This window comes from Mycobacterium bourgelatii (genome assembly GCF_010723575.1).
Classification (GTDB): Bacteria; Actinomycetota; Actinomycetes; order Mycobacteriales; family Mycobacteriaceae; genus Mycobacterium; species Mycobacterium bourgelatii.
Window position 1 is genome coordinate 5,113,075 of the sequence record NZ_BLKZ01000001.1, and the last position, 18,824, is coordinate 5,131,898.

7 protein-coding genes are annotated in these 18,824 nt (G+C 66.0%); 1 reads left to right on the plus strand and 6 read right to left on the minus strand.

The window, feature by feature from the left end; all coding sequences use genetic code 11:
* Positions 1-51: 51 nt before the first annotated feature.
* The 5 genes from G6N68_RS21820 to G6N68_RS21840 form a co-directional block, all read right to left on the minus strand.
* On the minus strand, positions 52-3,621 hold the full coding sequence (locus G6N68_RS21820) for a PPE family protein (RefSeq protein WP_163716816.1): 3,570 nt from the start codon (positions 3,619-3,621) through the stop codon (positions 52-54).
* A gap of 96 nt (positions 3,622-3,717) precedes the next feature.
* Positions 3,718-7,278 (minus strand): PPE family protein, encoded by a 3,561-nt coding sequence (locus G6N68_RS21825; RefSeq protein ID WP_163716820.1) that lies wholly within the window; start codon positions 7,276-7,278, stop codon positions 3,718-3,720.
* Between the two features lie 97 nt (positions 7,279-7,375).
* Complete coding sequence (locus G6N68_RS21830) at positions 7,376-13,051, minus strand: PE family protein (RefSeq protein ID WP_163716823.1); 5,676 nt, start codon at positions 13,049-13,051, stop codon at positions 7,376-7,378.
* Positions 13,052-14,034: 983 nt separating this feature from the next.
* The gene (locus G6N68_RS31075) at positions 14,035-16,452 is read right to left on the minus strand and encodes a cellulose binding domain-containing protein (protein WP_163716826.1); all 2,418 of its coding nucleotides are present in this window, start codon (positions 16,450-16,452) and stop codon (positions 14,035-14,037) included.
* 266 nt (positions 16,453-16,718) lie between these two features.
* Positions 16,719-17,507: a (2Z,6E)-farnesyl diphosphate synthase gene (locus G6N68_RS21840; protein WP_163718856.1), complete on the minus strand. Its 789-nt coding sequence runs from the start codon at positions 17,505-17,507 to the stop codon at positions 16,719-16,721.
* A 157-nt stretch (positions 17,508-17,664) separates the two neighbouring features.
* Here G6N68_RS21840 and trhA point away from each other — a divergent pair, with 157 nt between their 5' ends.
* Entirely contained in the window at positions 17,665-18,405 is a 741-nt protein-coding gene (gene trhA, locus G6N68_RS21845) for a PAQR family membrane homeostasis protein TrhA (RefSeq protein WP_163716830.1), read from the plus strand.
* Between the two features lie 27 nt (positions 18,406-18,432).
* Here trhA and G6N68_RS21850 read toward each other — a convergent pair whose 3' ends face one another.
* Positions 18,433-18,813, minus strand: coding sequence for a nuclear transport factor 2 family protein (locus tag G6N68_RS21850; protein ID WP_163716833.1), 381 nt, complete (start codon positions 18,811-18,813; stop codon positions 18,433-18,435).
* Positions 18,814-18,824: the final 11 nt, after the last annotated feature.

The window sequence follows — 18,824 nt, forward strand, 5'->3', positions numbered from 1 at the left end:
AGTAGCTGCTACAGAACAACGGTCGGCCGTTCAAGGTGGATAAGTACGTCATCAGCTGCCCCAGTTCGCCAGCGCCGCCTGCAACGCGCTCGTCTGGCCGTTCCAGTAGCCGGAGATCTGGCTGCCGATGTTGCCGACACCGGAGATCAGGGCCGCGGTGTCTGCGGCAAGCGTGCTGGTGTTGGCGAGACCGGAGATGGCGTTGCCGAGGTTCTGCCAGCCGGACAGCAACGTGCCGGAGTTGTACCAGCCCGACGTCCACGCACCGTTGGCGTTCGAGAAGCCCGAACTCCAGTCGTTGGAGTTGAAGAACCCAGACGTGTTGCTGGCATTTCCGTTGAAGAAGCCCGACGCCGTTGCCGACGAGTTCCCGAAACCGGACGGGCCCGGGATGCCCAGTTGGAGTTGGCCGAGCAAGTTCATCTGGAAGGGCACCGCTATGTTCGCCCCGACCGCGAGGTTGTTCAGGACGATCTGGTTTACGACCATCTGCATCGCCGGGACCAGTTGGTCGCCCTGGATGGTGATTGTCAGCAGGACGGTAATCGAGAAACGGACCGGGATGGCCATTGCAGGGATGAAGACGGTCATCGGATCGATGTAACCGGTGATCGGGATCGACGAGTTGGTGCCGCCCACCAGGTCGATCGGGATCGCCGGGAAATTGATCGGGATGTGGTAGCCGTCCGCCCCTATGCCGCTACCCAGGTTGAATGCACCGAAGTTCCTGCTGCCGGTGTTGAACGACCCGGTGTTGACGTCGCCGACGTTGGCGAAGCCGGTGTTGATGTTGCCGGGGTTGAAGCTTCCGGTGTTCAGATCACCCGGGTTGGCACCACCGGTGTTGAAGCTACCGACGTTGAAACTTCCCGTGTTGTTGCTGCCGGTATTGCCGATACCGGTGTTGAAGCTGCCGGTGTTGCCGATACCGGTATTGCCGATGCTGGTGTTACCGATACCGGTGTTGTACTCACCAGCGTTACCGATACCGGTGTTGCCGGTACCGGAGTTGAACAACCCCCGGTTACCGGTGCCGGAGTTGAACAACCCGACGTTGTCACTACCGGCGTTCAACCCGCCGAAGCCGGCATTGCCGCTACCGAGCAACCCGATACCAACGTTGCTGTCACCCCAGTTGGCGAAACCGAAGTTGCCATCACCCCAGTTACCGAAACCGATGTTGCCGTTACCGGTGTTACCGATACCGATGTTGCCCGAACCGGAGTTACCAAAGCCGATGTTGCCATCACCGAGGTTGCCGAACCCGAAGTTGTGGCTACCCAGGTCACCGAACCCGAAGTTCATGTCGCCCAGGTTGCCGCCACCGAAGTTGAAGCCACCCACGTTGCCCAACCCGATGTTGAGCTGCCCGACGTTGCCGCCACCGATGTTCAGCCCACCCACGTTGCCCAGGCCGATGCTGAAGCTGGTGAAGTCGGTCACCGAATTCTGGAAGAGCCCGGAAACCTGGCTGCCGACGTTGCCGAAGCCAGAGACCACCGCCTCCTGCGCCGCGTCCAACGAGCTGACGTTGAACCAGCCCGACATGGTGTTGCCCAGGTTGCGCATACCGGACTGCAGATCGCCCACGTTGCCCCAACCCGAGGTGCCCAGCCCCTGGTTCTGCCAGCCCGAACTGCCCGCACCCAGGTTGAAGAACCCTGAAGAACTGCCCTCGCCGGTGTTGAAGAACCCCGACGACGGCGCACCCGTCTGGTTGCCAAAGCCAACGCCCGCCGGGATCTCGAAGCCAAATTCGACGGGGCCGACCGTGCCGAAGAGGCCGCCGAAAACGGTGTATCCCGGGCCGCCGACTAGCAGATTCAGCCGTGGGCCGCTGACCGTTATGGACGGAACGGTGATGGGACCGATCCAGGAGTTGTTGTTGACATTGTTGAGAGTGGCGAGGTTGATCTGCCCAATGACGTACGGCTGAGTGGTGATGTCGAATGTGCCACCGGAAATCGTCATGTTTATCGGGACTCGCAAGCCGAAGTCCACGGGAACCTGGTCGATGTGCAGCGCGTACCTGAACCCGGTGCTGCCCTGGGCGTCGCCCCGGAGGAAGAACCCGTTGTTCATGTTGCCGGAGTTGCCGATACCGGTGTTGATGTCGCCGGAGTTGCCGATACCGGTGTTCAGGTCGCCGGTGTTGAACCAGCCGGTGTTGGTGTCACCGCTGTTGAAGTCACCGCTGTTGAAGCTGCCGTCGTTGAAGCTGCCGGTGTTGAAGCTACCGCGGTTACCGATACCGGTGTTGAAGTTGCCCGGGTTGAACAAACCGGTGTTGCCGATACCGGAGTTGGCGATACCGGTGTTGTAACTACCGGTGTTGAACAACCCGGCGTTACCCTCACCGGCGTTGAAAATGCCGCGCAGATCAAACCCGGAGTTACCGAAACCGACGTTGCCGTTACCGGTGTTGAAGAACCCGACGTTGTTGTCACCGGTGTTACCGAACCCGATGTTGCCGGTCCCGGTGTTACCAAAGATGTCGGTGACCGCATCCGCCGCGGCCGCAGGGCTCACCGCCAGCAGACCGTCCAACTTGCCCGACAGCGCCGTCCCACTCAACAAGCTGCTGATCGCCGGGTTGCTCAACAAACCGCTCACCAACGGACTACGCAGCAAGTTGCCCACGGCCGGACTCAAGAAATTACCGACCGCCGGGCTGTTCAACAACGTGGTGACCGTCGGGCTGGCCAGCAACGTGGACAAACTGCCACTGCTCAGCACAGCGCTCAACGCCCCGCTGCTCAACACGCTGCTCAGGCCCCCACCCGACAGTGCCGGCACAAACGCCTGCAGACCCGCACCGCCGAAGTGTCCCCAACCAAAGCGACCGAACGACCCCCAGCGCCCGGCCGCCGCCGCCGCACCAGTGCCAGCATCACCCAGGCTGTGCAGGCCCACGTTGGCCAGATTGCCCGTACCCAGCCGCAAACTGCCCAACAACCCGCTCAGGTTGAAACCACCCAGCAAGCCGCCCAGCCGCAAACCACCCACATTGCCCGAACTCAAGCCCGCAACAACAGCTTTGACACTGCCACCGCCGCCACCAGCCAAGCCAGCCACCTGCGACACCACGCCCGCCAACTGACCCAACGGCAACTTGGTGAACGGCGTCAACGCCGACACCGCCGAGGACGCCCCACCGTAGTAGCTCAACATCGCCGCCACGTCCTGGGCCCAGAACTCCTCGTAGGCCGACTCCACCGCCGCGATCGCCGGCCAGTTCTGCCCAAACAAGTTGGACACCGCCAACCGCACCAGCGAATTACGGTTACCCGCAATCAACGCCGGATGCACGACCATCGACCGCGCCGACTCAAACGCCGACACCACCACCCGAGCCTGCGACGCCGCCTCCTCAGCCGCGATCCCCGCCGCACTCAACCACGCCGCATACGGCGACGCCGCGGCCGCCATCGCGCCCGACGCCGGCCCCTGCCAGGCACCGTTGACCAAGCCGGAAGTCACCGACTCAAAGAACGACGACGCCGAACTCAACTCGGCCGCCAGACCGTCCCACGCCGACGCCACCGCCGTCATCGGCGCCGAACCCGCGCCGAGCAGCAAGTTCAGGGAGTTGATCTCGGGTGGCAAGGTTAGGAAACTCACCGGCTCAATCCTCTTCCTTACATTGCAGGAAAGCTTCTTGGGAGTAGTAGCTGCTACAGAACAACGGTCGGCCGTTCAAGGTGGATAAGTACGTCATCAGCTGCCTCCCCAGTTCGCCAACGCCGCCTGCAGTCCGTTGAAGTAGCCCGAGACCTGGCTGCCGACGTTGCCGATACCGGAGATCAGAGCTGCGGTGTCTGCGGCGAGCGTGCTGGTGTTGACGAGACCGGAGATGGCGTTGCCGAGGTTCTGCCAACCGGACAGCAACGTGCCGGAGTTGTACCAGCCCGACGTCAGCGCCCCGTTGGCGTTGGCAAAGCCCGAACTCAGATCGCTCGAGTTGAAGAACCCGGAAGTGCCTGTGGCATTTCCGTTGAAGAAGCCCGACGACACCGTTCCGGAGGAGTTCCCGAAGCCGGACAGTCCCGGTATGCCCAGCATGAGTTGTCCGAGGAACGTCATCTGAATGGGCATCGCGAAGTCCGCCCCGTACACGACGTCCATCAGGACGATCGGGTTGATGACGATCGGTTCCACGATTGCGGACCCGACGATGCCGGAGATGCTGACGAGGCCAAGCGCATTCATGTTGACCGGGACATCGACAAGGATCGGATAGACGGTGATCGGGTCGAACTGACCGGTGATCGGGATCGCAACGTTCGTGTACGCCAATAGGTCGATCGGGATCGCCGGGAAGTTGAGCGGGATGTGGTAGCCGTCCGCCCCTACGTCGTCGCCCAGGTTGAATGCGCCGAAGTTCCTGCTGCCGGTGTTGAACGACCCGGTGTTGACGTCGCCGACATTGGCGAAGCCGGTGTTGATGCTGCCGGCGTTGAAGCTTCCGGTGTTCAGATGACCCGGGTTGGCACTGCCGGTGTTGAAGCTGCCGACGTTGAAGCTTCCCGTGTTGTTGCTGCCGGTGTTGCCGATACCCGCGTTGCCGCTGCCGGTGTTGCCGATACCGGTGTTGGCGATGCTGGTGTTACCGATACCGGTGTTGTACTCACCGGTGTTGCCGATACCGGTGTTGCCAATGCCGGAGTTGAACAACCCGCGGTTGCCGGTGCCGGAGTTGAACAACCCGACGTTGTCAGAACCGGCGTTCAGCCCGCCGAAGCCGGCATTGCCGCTACCGAGCCACCCGATACCGACGTTGTTGCTTCCCCAGTTGGCGAAGCCGAAGTTGCCATCGCCCCAGTTACCGAAACCGATGTTGCCGTTACCGGTGTTACCGATACCGATGTTGCCCGAACCGGTGTTACCGAAGCCGATGTTGCCATCACCGAGGTTGCCGAACCCGAAGTTGTGGCTACCCAGGTCACCGAACCCGAAGTTCATGTCGCCCAGGTTGCCGCCACCGAAGTTGAAGCCACCCACATTGCCCAACCCGATGTTGAGCTGGCCGACGTTGCCGCCACCGATGTTCAGCCCACCTACGTTGCCCAGGCCGATGCTGAAGCTGGTGAGGTCGGTCACTGAGTCGTTGAAGAACCCGGAAACCTGGCTGCCGACGTTGCCGAACCCGGAGACCACCGCCTCCTGCGCCGCGTCCAACGAGCTGACGTTGAACCACCCCGAGACGGTGTTGCCCAGGTTGCGCAAACCGGACTGCAGATCGCCCACGTTGCCCCAACCCGAGGTGCCCAGCCCCTGGTTGTGCCATCCCGAACTGCCCGCGCCCAGGTTGAAGAACCCTGAAGAACTGCCCTCGCCGGAGTTGAAGAACCCCGACGACGGAGCACCCGTCTGGTTGCCAAAGCCCGGGCCCGCCGGGATCGAGAACAACGGGATATCGATCGGGCCGATGGTGCCGACGATGCCGCCGAATGTGGTGTATCCGGGGCCGCCGAGCACGAAGTTCAGCCGTGGGCCGCTGATCGTTATGGACGGAACGCTGATCGGACCGATGGTGCCGCTCGTGTTGCTGAGAGAACTGAGGTCCAGCGCCGCGATGTTGAACGGCATCGTGGTGATGTCGAATGTGCCACCGGAAATGATCGTGTTCACCGGGAATCGCATGCCGTAGTCCACATAGATCCGGTCGATGTGGATCGAGTAGGAAACACCGGTCATGCCCTGGGCGTCGCCCCGGACGAAGAACCCGTTGTTCATGTTGCCGGAGTTGCCGATACCGGTGTTGATGTCGCCGGAGTTGCCGATACCGGTGTTCAGGTCGCCGGTGTTGAACCAGCCGGTGTTGGTGTCACCGCTGTTGAAGTCACCGCTGTTGAAGCTGCCGTCGTTGAAGCTGCCGGTGTTGAAGTTGCCGCGGTTACCGATACCGGTGTTGAAGTTGCCCGGGTTGAACAAACCGGTGTTGCCGATACCGGAGTTGGCGATACCGGTGTTGTAACTACCGGTGTTGAACAACCCGGCGTTACCCTCACCGGCGTTGAAAATGCCGCGCAGGTCAAACCCGGAGTTACCGAAACCGACGTTGCCGTTACCGGTGTTGAAGAACCCGACGTTGTTGTCACCGGTGTTACCGAACCCGATGTTGCCGGTCCCGGTGTTACCAAAGATGTCGGTGACCGCATCCGCCGCGGCCGCAGGGCTCACCGCCAGCAGACCGTCCAACTTGCCCGACAGCGCCGTCCCACTCAACAAGCTGCTGATCGCCGGGTTGCTCAACAAACCGCTCACCAACGGACTACGCAGCAAGTTGCCCACGGCCGGACTGCTCAAGAAATTACCGACCGCCGGGCTGTTCAACAACGTGGTGACCGTCGGGCTGGCCAGCAACGTGGACAAACTGCCACTGCTCAGCACAGCGCTCAACGCCCCGCTGCTCAACACGCTGCTCAGGCCCCCACCCGACAGTGCCGGCACAAACGCCTGCAGACCCGCACCGCCGAAGTGTCCCCAACCAAAGCGACCGAACGACCCCCAGCGCCCGGCCGCCGCCGCCGCACCCGTGCCGGCATCACCCAGGCTGTGCAGGCCCACGTTGGCCAGATTGCCCGTACCCAGCCGCAAACTGCCCAACAACCCGCTCAGGTTGAAACCACCCAGCAAGCCGCCCAGCCGCAAACCACCCACATTGCCCGAACTCAAGCCCGCAACAACAGCTTTGACACTCCCACCGCCGCCACCAGCCAAGCCAGCCACCTGCGACACCACGCCCGCCAACTGACCCAACGGCAACTTGGTGAACGGCGTCAACGCCGACACCGCCGAGGACGCCCCACCGTAGTAGCTCAACATCGCCGCCACGTCCTGGGCCCAGAACTCCTCGTAGGCCGACTCCACCGCCGCGATCGCCGGCCAGTTCTGCCCAAACAAGTTGGACACCGCCAACCGCACCAGCGAATTACGGTTACCCGCAATCAACGCCGGATGCACGACCATCGACCGCGCCGACTCAAACGCCGACACCACCACCCGAGCCTGCGACGCCGCCTCCTCAGCCGCGATCCCCGCCGCACTCAACCACGCCGCATACGGCGAAGCCGCGGCCGCCATCGCGCCCGACGCCGGCCCCTGCCAGGCACCGTTGACCAAACCGGAAGTCACCGACTCAAAAAACGACGACGCCGAACTCAACTCAGCCGCCAGACCATCCCAGGCCGACGCCACCGCCGTCAACGGCGCCGAACCCGCGCCGAGCAGCAAGTTCAGGGAGTTGATCTCAGGTGGCAAGGTCAGAAAACTCACCGGCTCAATCCTCTTCCTTACATTCAGACGGTCGACGTTTCAGGCGACCGCTGGTCGACGTGTGTGGAGTAATACCTGGTAGGGCCGGGTTAGGTTCTTAGGTGCCGGGGTTACCGTCGCTGCCCGCAGTACCGGGATTGGCGTTCGCACCGGGTGTGCCCGCTGCGCCGCCGCTACCGCCCAATCCGGGGTCACCGTCTTGGCCGTCGTCGCCGTCGGTTCCGCCGCCCAGGCCTTGTCCGCCCTTGCCACCGCTGGCGTGGTTGCCGCCGTCGCCGCCGTTGGCACCATTACCGCCGTCACCGCCAGTGGTACCGGTATTCGGAGCACCACCGGCGCCGCCAGCGCCGCCGTCACCGCCCTTGCCGGAGTTTCCAGCGTTACCGCCGTTCCCGCCGCCGTTGCCAGCACCGCCGTCGCCGCCGACACCACCTACGCCGCCCGAGCCGGCCGTGCCTGCATTGCCGCCGTTGCCACCGAGGGCAGTGCCCTTAGCGGCACCACCTGTGCCGCCAGCACCTGACGTGCCGCCTGAGCCGCCCTGACCGCCGTTACCACCGGCTGCGCCTGGGGTGGTGGTGGTTCCCGCACCACCCTTACCGCCGGCGCCACCAGCACCGCCATCACCGCTGGAGCCACCAGCACCGCCCGTTGCTCCAACCACGGTGCCACTGGTCGCGGCACCGCCCGTGCCACCCTTACCGCCGTCGCCGCCGGTACCGCCGGCACCGCCGTCGCCACCGGCACTCGCCGCGCCGTTGGTGCCGCCGCCGATCGCGGTGCCACCGGACGCGCCATCGCCACCGGCACCACCCACACCGCCTTGGCCACCGTTGCCACCGGGACGTGGCTCGCGGTTACCGGCCGTGTTGCTGTTTTGGCCGTTACCGCCCGTTTGGCCGTTACCGCCGTTGCCAGCGGCACCACCGTCTCCAGCGCTACCCGCGGCGCCACCTGACGCGCCATCGCCACCGGCACCCGCATTACCACCGGCGCCGCCGTTGCCACCAGTACCACCGTTGCCACCGTTGCCGCCGGTGTTACCGGTGGCGCTACCGCCGGTGCCGCCGCTGGATCCGATGCCACCCTTGCCACCGTTACCACCAGCGCCACCGTCAGTGGTTGCGGTGCCGGCACCGCCCTTACCGCCGTTGCCGCCGGCGCCACCATCGCCGCCAGCACCACCGGTGCCGCCGTTGGTGCGGTTGCCGGTGCCGTTACCGCCGTTACCAGCCGTCCCGGCGTTACCGCCGTCGCCGCCGTTACCGGCGTTACCGGCCGTGCCGTTGTTGCCGTTCGTGGCCACACCCGCGGCGCCACCGTTGCCACCGTCGCCACCCTTGCCTCCGTCGCCCGCGGCGCCGCCGGTGCCCGCCGTGCCATTGGCGGTACTCGAGTTGGCGCCAGCGGCACCGTTGCCGCCCTGGCCGCCCTTACCGCCGTTACCCGCGTTGCCGCCGTTACCCGCGTCACCGAGGACGGATCCGCCGGCGCCACCGGCACCGCCGTCGCCACCCCGGCCGCCGGCGCCGCCAGTGGCGCTGGCGCCACCGGTGGCACCGGTCGCGCCGTTGCCACCGGTACCGCCGTTACCGCCGTCACCGTGCGAACCGCCTGCACCACCGGCGCCGCCGTGGCCACCGTTCGCGCCGTTGGTGTTCGCGCCGTTGTCGAAGCCGTTGCCACCGTTACCGCCGTGGCCACTGTTAGTGGCGTCGGCGCCGTTAGCGCCGTTGGCGCCGGGGACCGAGCCGGTGCCCGCCGCGCCGCCGACCCCGACCGCGCCTGCGTCACCGCCCCTACCGCCGGCGCTGCCGTTGACGGTGGCCGCCGTGCCGTTGGCGCCATCGCCGCCGTCACCACCGAGGCCCGCTGCACCACCGGCCCCGCCGTTTCCGGCAGCACCCGCGGTGCCCTTGCTGGCAGTGCCACCGTTACCGCCGGCGCCACCCGTACCGCCGGCACCACCGTGGCCACCCGTACCGCCAGCCGTGGTCGGGTTGGTCGAGTTGGCACCCTTGCCGCCCGTTCCGCCTTGTCCGCCAGCGCCACCCGTACCGCCGGCCCCGCCGTTGCCGGACACCGTGCCCCCGGCGCCGCCGTCGCCGCCGCGGCCGCCGTAGCCGCCGGCCACTCCGTTGGTCCCGTTAACGCCCGAGCCGACCCCGTTTGCGCCATTGGCGCCCACCAGGCCCGCACCGCCGTTGCCACCGGCGCCACCGTCGCCGTTCTGGCCGGCATTACCACCGGCGCCGCCGGCGCCACCGCCAACCTTGCCGACACCGCCGTCACCACCGATGCCACCATCCCCAGATGTCGCACCGCCGGCGCCGCCCTTACCACCGGTACCGCCGACACCCTCTGGCGACAGGCCGCCGCCACCCGTACCACCGGCGCCGCCGTTACCGGTGGCGCCCCCGGCACCACCGGCGCCACCGTCACCACCGCTGCCAGCCTGCGCACCGCTGTTGCCACCCTGACCGCCGGCACCGCCAGCACCGCTGCCATCGCCCTTGCCACCAGCACCGCCGGTACCGCCGTTACCCAGCAAACCGCCGGCACCACCGGCGCCACCAACGCCACCGGTTGCGCCGGAGCCCGCTTCAGCATCGAAGCCCCTACCGCCGGTACCGCCGTCACCACCGAAGGTGGCCGCATTACCAGCGACGCCGTTGTTACCGTTGACTGAGCCGGTGCCCTTGCTACCGCCGGCCCCTGCGCTACCCGGGTCGCCACCCTGACCACCAGCACTGCCGTCGATGTGGCCTGAGGTGCCGGCGGCGCCGTCGCCACCGCGCCCGCCGATACCGGCGTCACCACCCTGACCACCGTCGCCACCGACGCCGACAGTTCCCTTTCCTGGGGTCACGCCGCCGCCGTTACCGCCGGCACCACCCTGGCCACCGACACCACCGTTGCCGGCTGCGCCACCAGCCAGAGTCGGGTCAGTCGAGTCGGCACCTCTCGCGCCGGTTCCGCCCTTCCCGCCGATACCGCCGGCGCCACCGGCACCGCCGTTTCCGGATATGGAGCCACCCTTGCCGCCGGCGCCGCCTTGCCCGCCGACGCCGCCGGTCCCGCCGGTCTGGCCGGTGCCCTCTTCACCCTCGATACCTTGGGCGCCGTTGCCGCCCTTACCGCCGGCGCCACCGTTACCGACCGCACCGGCGTTGCCGCCGGCGCCACCCTTACCGCCGGCAAGTCCGCTGGGGTTGGGGTCGCTGTAGCCATCGCCGCCGGCGCCACCGTTGCCGCCGCTGGTTGCCGCGGCGCCGCTCGTTCCGTCCGTACCAAAGGTCGAGCCGTAGCCACCCAGGCCACCGGCCCCGACCGTGCCGGGGTTACCGCCTAGGCCGCCGGCGCCACCGTCGAAGTGGTCAGCGGTGCCATGCGCGCCATGTCCACCGTCACCACCCAGACCGGCCGCGCCGCCCTTACCACCGTCACCGCCGACGCCCAGGTTGCCGAGCGGGTTCGGGGCGTCGCCGCCCTTACCACCATTACCGCCGATCCCGCCTGCCCCGCCGTTTCCGCCGGTACCACCGATCTTGGACGGGTCGGTTGCGTCAGCGCCTTGCGCGCCGCTTCCACCCTGACCGCCGATGCCGCCCTTACCGCCGTCGCCGCCGAAGCCGGCTTGTGTCCCGGCCGAACCACCAGCGCCGCCGTGGCCGCCGTTACCGCCGGTCCCGCCGTTGCCGCTGCCCGTTTGGGTCGGGTCGGTACCGTCGACGCCTTGCGCGCCGTTACCGCCGTCACCGCCCCTGCCGCCATTGCCGACGAGGCCACCGGCACCGCCTGCGCCGCCGTTGCCGCCATGCGCGCCTGGGACGATGGCGTCCCAGCCCCTGCCGCCGGCACCGCCGTTACCGCCAAAGGTCGCGGCATTCCCTGCCGCGCCGGAGGCGGCAACCGCGGTTCCGGTGCCGTTCAGGCCGCCGGCGCCACCGGCGCCACCAACACCGGGGTCGCCGCCCCGGCCGCCGGTACCGCCATTGCGCACAGTCTGGCTGCCGGCTCCGCCGGTCCCGCCGTCGCCGCCGATCCCGGCCGCACCGCCCTGGCCGCCCGCGCCGCCGACGCCGGTGAGACCACCGATGCCGCTACCCAGCGCTTCTCCACCGACTCCGCCTTGGCCGCCTTGGCCGCCGACGCCGCCGTTGCCGCCGTGGCCGCCGGCCCCGCCGGTGGCTCCGGCGACTGTGGCGTCCGCCCCAGTGGCGCCGGCACCGCCCGCACCACCAAGACCGCCGACACCACCGGCGCCACCGTTACCGCCGTTGCCCGAGATGGTTCCGCCGCGCCCACCGGCGCCACCGACGCCACCGATACCGCCGGCTCCGCCCGTGCCGCCTGAGGCACCCGGGGTGGCCCCGTCGGCCCCTGCGACACCGACCGCTCCGTTACCACCGGCACCACCGTGACCACCGTTGCCCGTCTCGCCGCCGTCACCGCCGGCACCGCCGGCACCGCCGACGCGGCCCACGCCGCCTTGGCCACCATTGCCGCCGTTACCGCTGCCGTCGCCGTGGCCGCCGGCGCCACCGGCGCCACCGTTTCCGACCGCGCCGCCATTGCCACCGGCGCCGCCATTGCCGCCATTGGCGTTCGACCCACCCGCAGCGCTGTAGCCCGCGCCGCCGGCGCCGCCGTTACCGCCGCTGGTGGCCGCGGCACCGGCCGCGCCGTTGGGTGCGCCGAGCGAGCCCGCGCCACCCACGCCGCCAATGCCCGGGTTGCCACCCTGCCCGCCAGCACCGCCGTGGATGTTTCCGTCCACACCAGCGGCACCGGCACCGCCGTCACCGCCGAGTCCGGCCGCACCGCCCTGGCCGCCCGCGGCGCCGGCCCCGAACAAGCCAGTGCCACCGGCGGCGCCACCGGCGCCGCCATTGCCGCCGTTACCTCCGGTGCCACCGGCAATGCCTGGGTCGGTGGACGCCGCGCCCGTGTAGCCGGCGCCACCGGCACCGCCGACACCGCCCGCCCCGGCGGTGCTGAACAACGCCCCGCCGTTGCCGCCCCTACCGCCGACACCACCGTCACCGCCGTGGATGCCCGCTAGTTGGTCGCCGGCACCGCCGGCACCGCCAGCACCGCCAACCCCACCGGTACCGAACAACCCGGCGTTTCCGCCGATACCGCCCGCGCCACCGGTCAGACCGGGGCCAGCGCCGACACCGCCGGTTCCGCCGGCACCGCCGTTGCCCCAGAGGATCCCGCCAGCGCCACCGTTTCCGCCAGCAGCGCCGGCACCACCGGTCCCGCCAGCACCGCCGGTACCGAAGAGACCGGCGGCCCCACCGTTACCGCCGACCTGGCCGTCAGCGCCAGAACCACCGTTTCCACCGTTGCCCCACAGCAGACCGCCGGCGCCGCCGTTCGCGCCGGTCCCGGGCGCCCCGTCGACGCCGTTGCCGATCAGCGGGCGGCCCAATACCGCGTTGGAGGGAGCGTTGATCAGGTCCAGCACGCCCTGTAGCGGCGAGACGTTGGCCGTCTCCGCCGTTGCGTACGCCGCGCCGGCGGCGCTCAGACTCTGCACGAATTGGGCGTGGAACGCCTCGGCCTGAGCGCTGATCGCCTTATAGCCCTGCGCGTGAGCGCCGAACACCGCGGCGATAGCCGCCGAGATCTCGTCTTGGGCGGCGGGTAGCAACGACGTGATCGGAACCGACCACGTTCCATTGGCCGCGCTGATCGTAGAGCGCAATCCATCCAGACTGGCCGCTGCTTGAGCGAACAATTCTGGGGAAGCCACCAAGAACGACATCACTAGACTCCTGCTGGGTCGCGGGCATGGTTGTCATACGACGTGCTGACTGTAACGGGGGAGCATTCTGAACACAAGTATTATCCAATTTTGCTGCGCGGCGTGGCGCCGACAGCGAGCGTGACCACTACAAATGGGTACGACCTAATGTCGCGATCGCATCGCGCGGCTGGCGACGGACAGCCCTCCGCGCACGATGCGTTCTGTAGTCTCGCTAAGATCCTGCTCAGGATATGAATTTAATGTGCGTTAGGGTACGCCCCTGAGAGGCACAGGCCAATCCCGCCGTGCCGGCCTCACCATTAACACATAGGCGCGCCGGCTCGCGATACCGCTCCGGCCGCTTAGCCAGGCACTTATCTACGTTTGCTGTCAGCACCTGGCTGCGCCTCATGCCAAAACGCGCTCACCGACGCCAGCTGGACCACCCCCACGATGCCGCGGCATCTGCTAGTGGGTGCTGTCTGGTACGTACGTACTAATAAATAGGAGACAACTGCGTTTGCTATGGCGGCCGGATGGGTCCGGGTCAGCGAGCGTTAAGAGAACGCAGGACAGTCATACTTGGCTTCTGCAGCAAAGTCTCGTATTCTGCTTGACAGCCAACGTCCAGTCGGCGCCAAGCTTCTGAAGTGCAAAGTTATTTGACACGCATCCAATTCCGTGTCCACCGGGCGCGTTGTGTGAGCAAACTAACGACCATTCGCCTAGCGCCCGCGCCGAGGGAGCGCATCGATCGCCATTCGGACTGTCCGATCAGTTCCCTCTAGTTGCTCGTAGAAGCACGAAACCCGTCTCTGCCCACTAGCAGGGGTTTGTCAATAGGAGCCAGGCCACATTGCGATACAACGAAAGCCCACAGGCGAAGCAATACGGTCCGGCTGGGGCGGCAACGAGGGCCAGTTAGCTCGACCCTGCCCAGGCCCCAGCCGGACCCGCACCCCGCCCGCCGTCAGGAACATCGCGGGGCGCCGGGCGGAGCCTTAGGTGTTGGTGGTGACCTTGGCGTCGAAGGATTCGACGGCCAGGCCCACGCCGCCCTGCCAGGGTTCGAAGCCGGCTTGGATGCTGGTCAGATACCAGCTCTGGTTGACCGGCAAGCTGGCGATGCTGTCGGTGTGGTCGACGAAATCCATCACATCGAAGGTCCACACCTCGATCGGCTCGGTCGCCACATACGACGTCACCGTGTTCTGACCATTGCTGCCCATCCACAACGTGAAGTTCCTGCCCGCCACCGTCACATTCCCCGTCGGCGACCCCACCGGCTGAATCGGACCCTGATGGTTGAACCAGATCATGATCTCGTGATCGTTGACCCCGGTAGTGGTGTAGCTCGAATCCAGCCAGATGTCGTAGGAGGCGTTCCACACCCCCGTCGGCACGTAGTTGTAATCGATACTGGTCATCGCCGTATCGATCAGACTCAACTGAATCGGCAGATTCGTCCCCGTCGACGACGTGCCGTAATGCACCCCCTCGAAAATCGACGGATACCCCAACGGCGCACCATTGGTCGACGCCGACCCATTCATCTGCGTGATCGTGAACCCACCCGTGGGATCCACCGCAATCGTCTGCCCCGACGGGTTGTTCCACGCATTGTTCTGCACCACATACCCACCGTTGACCGTCGTCGTCCCATACTGCGTGGAAATCACCGTCGCCCCCGGCGGCGGCGTGACGGGCGGGGTCGTCGGCGGCGTCGTGGGCGGCGTGGTCGGAGGGGTAACCGTGACCGGTTCGCCGTTGATCAACAGGTTCGTCGGTGCCACGTAGGCGCCGACCTGAGCCACCTGGTAGCCGAGGGTGATCGAATCGCCCGGCGCGATCATCGCGTTGTAGCTGGCCGGGTTCAAGGTGTAATGCGAACCCGTCTGAACCAGCTGCGTATTCCACGAGTTGCCGATGGACGCGTTGCCGGTCAGGTCGAATTGCAGCTGCCAGTTGGTGATCGGCGTCGCGCCTGAGTTGGTGATCGTGTAGTTCGCGATGTAACCGCCATCCCACTGCGACGGCGTGGAATAGGTAGCAGTCAGACCGTCCCCGGTGGTCGGCGGAACGGTCGGGGGTTCCGTCGGCGGGTTGGTCGGCGGGTTAGTCGGCGGGTTAGTCGGCGGGTTGGTCGGAGGCTCGGTGGGCGGGTTCGTCGGCGGATTGGTCGGTGGGTTAGTCGGCGGATTCGTCGGAGGCTCGCTACTTGGCACCGGTTGGCCATTGATCAGCACCTCGGTCGGGGGCAAGTATGCGCCCGACTGCGCGGCCTGGAACCCGACGGTGATCGACTCACCCGGCGCAATGGTGCTGTTGTAGCTCTGCGGAGTCAGCGTGTAGTGGCCACCCGCCTGGGTGACCTGTGCGCTCCACGCGTTGGTGATCGATGCATTCTGCGGCAGGTCAAATTCCAACTGCCAGTTCGACATCGGCGTGGTGCCGGTGTTTGTGATCGTGTAGTTCGCGATGTAGCCGCCCTCCCACTGCGACGGCGTCGTGTATGTGGCGGTGAGGCCATCGCCGGTGGCCGGCGGAACGGCTGGCGGGGTGGTCGGTGGGGTGGTTGGTGGCTCGGTCGGCGGGTTGGTCGGTGGGTTGGTCGGCGGATTAGTGGGCGGATTCGTCGGGGGTTCCGCGGCGGCGTGATTTCCGCTGACGAGGACATCGGTCGGCGCCGAATATTCGCCCGTTTGCGCGGCCTGGAAACCGATGGTGATCGACTCACCGGGCGAAATCGTGCTGTTGTAACTCTGTGGAGTCAGGGTGTACTGCGAACCAGACTGGGTGAGTTGCGTGCTCCACGCATTAGTGATCGATGCATTTTCGGGCAGATTGAATTGCAGCTGCCAATTAGTAAGAGGGGTTGCACCGGTGTTTGTAATGGTGTAATTGGCCACGTAACCGCTCTGCCATTGCGATTTCACCGTGTAGGCCGCTTCGACGCCGGTGTTGGTGGCGCTGCCGAGCGACGTCGTCGCCCCACTCACCGACAGGGCATTAAGGCCGCCACTCTCCGCAACGCCCATCAGGCCGGCTTGCGCCGTGGCCGCCCCGCCCTCGGTCACCGTCGCGCCTTCGCCAATGGCGCCCCCCTGAGCACCAGTAACGCCGCCCAGCTGAGCGGCATTCGCCGCTTCGGCGCTGGCGAACGTATTCGCACCGCCGGTCAGGGCGTTGACGAACTGAGAGTGGAACGCCGCCACCTGAGCGCTGAGGCTTTGGTATTCCAAGGCGTTGGTGTTGAACAACATGGTGATCGCGGTCGAAACCTCGTCGGCGGCCGCGGCCAACAGGCCCGTGGTAGCGGCGCTCGCGGCGCTGTTCGCCGCACCGATTGCCGACCCGATCCCGGCAATTTCCGCTGCCGCAGTCGCCAAGACCGCCGGCGGAACGATCACGAATGACATGCGCTAACCTTTCGATTCGCTATATAACCGTTTTATCTCGATTGCCTAACAAACACATCACAGCTGCTATATCGAGTGTGAATAACTTTCACATCACGGCTTGATCACGGGCGACGTTAGCACGGAATATTCGCAGGTCGTGTGCCCTGCCAAGAACTTCTTAATGTTTTTGGGCAATAGGCCCGCATTTGTTCAACACCTGAACATTGTTGCGGTTAGCGAAACCGATTAGTCCGGCCAGCGAATCACACCAACTACAGAGTCGGCTACTTGCCGTACCTACGGTGCCGGAGGCTGTAAGCGCGCAGCGCGCGCAGAAAGTCGACATGACGGAACGCGGGCCAATGAGCTTCGGTGAACCACATCTCGGAGTAGGCGCTCTGCCAGAGCAGAAACCCGGACAGTCGCTGCTCCCCCGACGTCCGGATCACCAGGTCCGGATCGGGTTGCCCTGACGTGTAAAGATTTTCCGAAATTCCTTCGGCCGTTACCTTTTCGATGAGTTCCTCGGCCGTCGCGCCGTTGGCGAGCTCCTTGCTCAGCAGGGCCCGTACCGCATCGACGATTTCCCGGCGCCCGCCATAACCAACCGCGACGTTGACGTGGAAGGTTGCCGTGCTCGGCGTCGAATCCACCGCATCACGCAGCCGCTTTGCCGTTTCCTCGCCCAACAGTTCCAGATCGCCGACGGTGCGAACGCTCCAGCGGTTGGCGGGTGCACAGATCTCTTCGACGACATCGGTGATGATCTCGATGAGTGCGGCCAGTTCGTCGGGATCACGCTGCAGATTTTCGGTGGACAGCAGATAGATGGTGGTCATCTCGATGCCGGCGTCCTGGCACCATCGCAGCATTTCGGCGATCTTTAGGGCGCCCATGCGGTAGCCGTAGCTGACGTCGTCGTATCCCAAGCTGCGCGCCCAGCGCCGGTTTCCGTCGCAAAGGACCGCGATGTGGCGTGGCAGATCGGCCTTGGAGGCGGCCAACCCCTGCCGCAACCGAAGCTCATAGAGCCGATACAACGGCTCCTTGAGCCGCGGCGGGATGATCTCCACGGACATCACCCTACTGTGGCGAGTGCGGGTTTCCGGGGCCGATTCGAGGCAATATCACACCATGTCGAACAGCTGGGACACAGCTAGCCCCGCTACCCTGATGGGTATCTACCAACGGCTTGCTGATCAGCACCAACCACGAGGTAACAGGGGAGATATGACCAGCCAGACCGACACTCTCAACAAGCCAGAAACCGAGGACGGCTTCTCGCCACGTGATGCTGCCCATACCGTCGTCGACGGCGTAGCCCGGGTCCTGGGCAAGCCGCGCGCCCGCGGCTGGATCCACGTCTACTCCGCAGTCATCGCGGTCGCCGCCGGCGCATCGCTGGTTGCGGTGTCGTGGGCCGTCCACTCCACCAAGGCCGGCTTGGCCACGCTGCTCTACACGTTTGCCACCATCTTCATGTTCACGGTCAGCGCCACCTACCACCGAGTCAACTGGAAATCAGAGACGTCTCGGAAATGGATGAAGCGCGCCGACCACTCGATGATCTTCGTGTTCATCGCCGGTAGCTACACACCCTTCGCCTTGCTGGCCCTGCCGCCCGATTCCGCGAAATTGATGTTGTCGATCGTGTGGGGAGGCGCAGCGGCCGGCATCCTGCTGAAGATGCTCTGGCCCTCGGCGCCCCGCTGGGTGGGGGTGCCCCTCTACATCCTGCTGGGTTGGGTGGCCGTGTGGTACATCGGGACGATCCTGCACAACGCGGGAGTCGCCGCCCTGGTGCTGCTGCTGGTCGGCGGCGCGTTGTACAGCATCGGCGGCATCCTCTATGCGCTGAGGTGGCCGGACCCGTGGCCGTCGACCTTCGGCTATCACGAGTTCTTCCACGCCTGCACCGCGGTGGCGGCTATCTGCCACTACATCGCGATGTGGTTCGTGGTCTTCTACTGACGCACGACCGCCGAATTCAACGCTTGGCTACAGCCGCTTGACGTCGGCGGCTGACCAATACGCCTTCATCGCCGTGACCTTGCCCTGCGAGTTGAACACCATCGTCTCGATGGGCTCGATCTGCATCTTGTTGTCGCCGGCGGCCACGATCAACCGGAAGTGAAACGCGGCTTCGTTGCCCGAAACCCGTAGCGTCACGAGTTCGGTCTCCCGCTCCATCCCGATGATCGCCGAATAGAACCCGGCGATGGCGGACTTGCCGATGTGCACCTCGCCACCGACCGGGTCCTCGAGCGTGGCGTCGTCAGCATAGAAGGCGACCAGATCGTCGACGCTGCCGTTGGCCACCGCTGCCAGGTAGCGGTGCACCGTGTCGGTGAGTTCATGAGTCCTGTCGGGACGTGGCATGGGACGGAGGT

Bases quoted from the DNA above. Each gene is read 5' to 3' on its own strand.
- G6N68_RS21830 (WP_163716823.1), bottom strand. From the start codon at position 13,051: ATGTCGTTCTTGGTGGCTTCCCCAGAATTGTTCGCTCAAGCAGCGGCC.
- G6N68_RS31075 (WP_163716826.1), bottom strand. From the start codon at position 16,452: ATGTCATTCGTGATCGTTCCGCCGGCGGTCTTGGCGACTGCGGCAGCG.
- trhA (WP_163716830.1), top strand. From the start codon at position 17,665: ATGACCAGCCAGACCGACACTCTCAACAAGCCAGAAACCGAGGACGGC.
- G6N68_RS21850 (WP_163716833.1), bottom strand. From the start codon at position 18,813: ATGCCACGTCCCGACAGGACTCATGAACTCACCGACACGGTGCACCGC.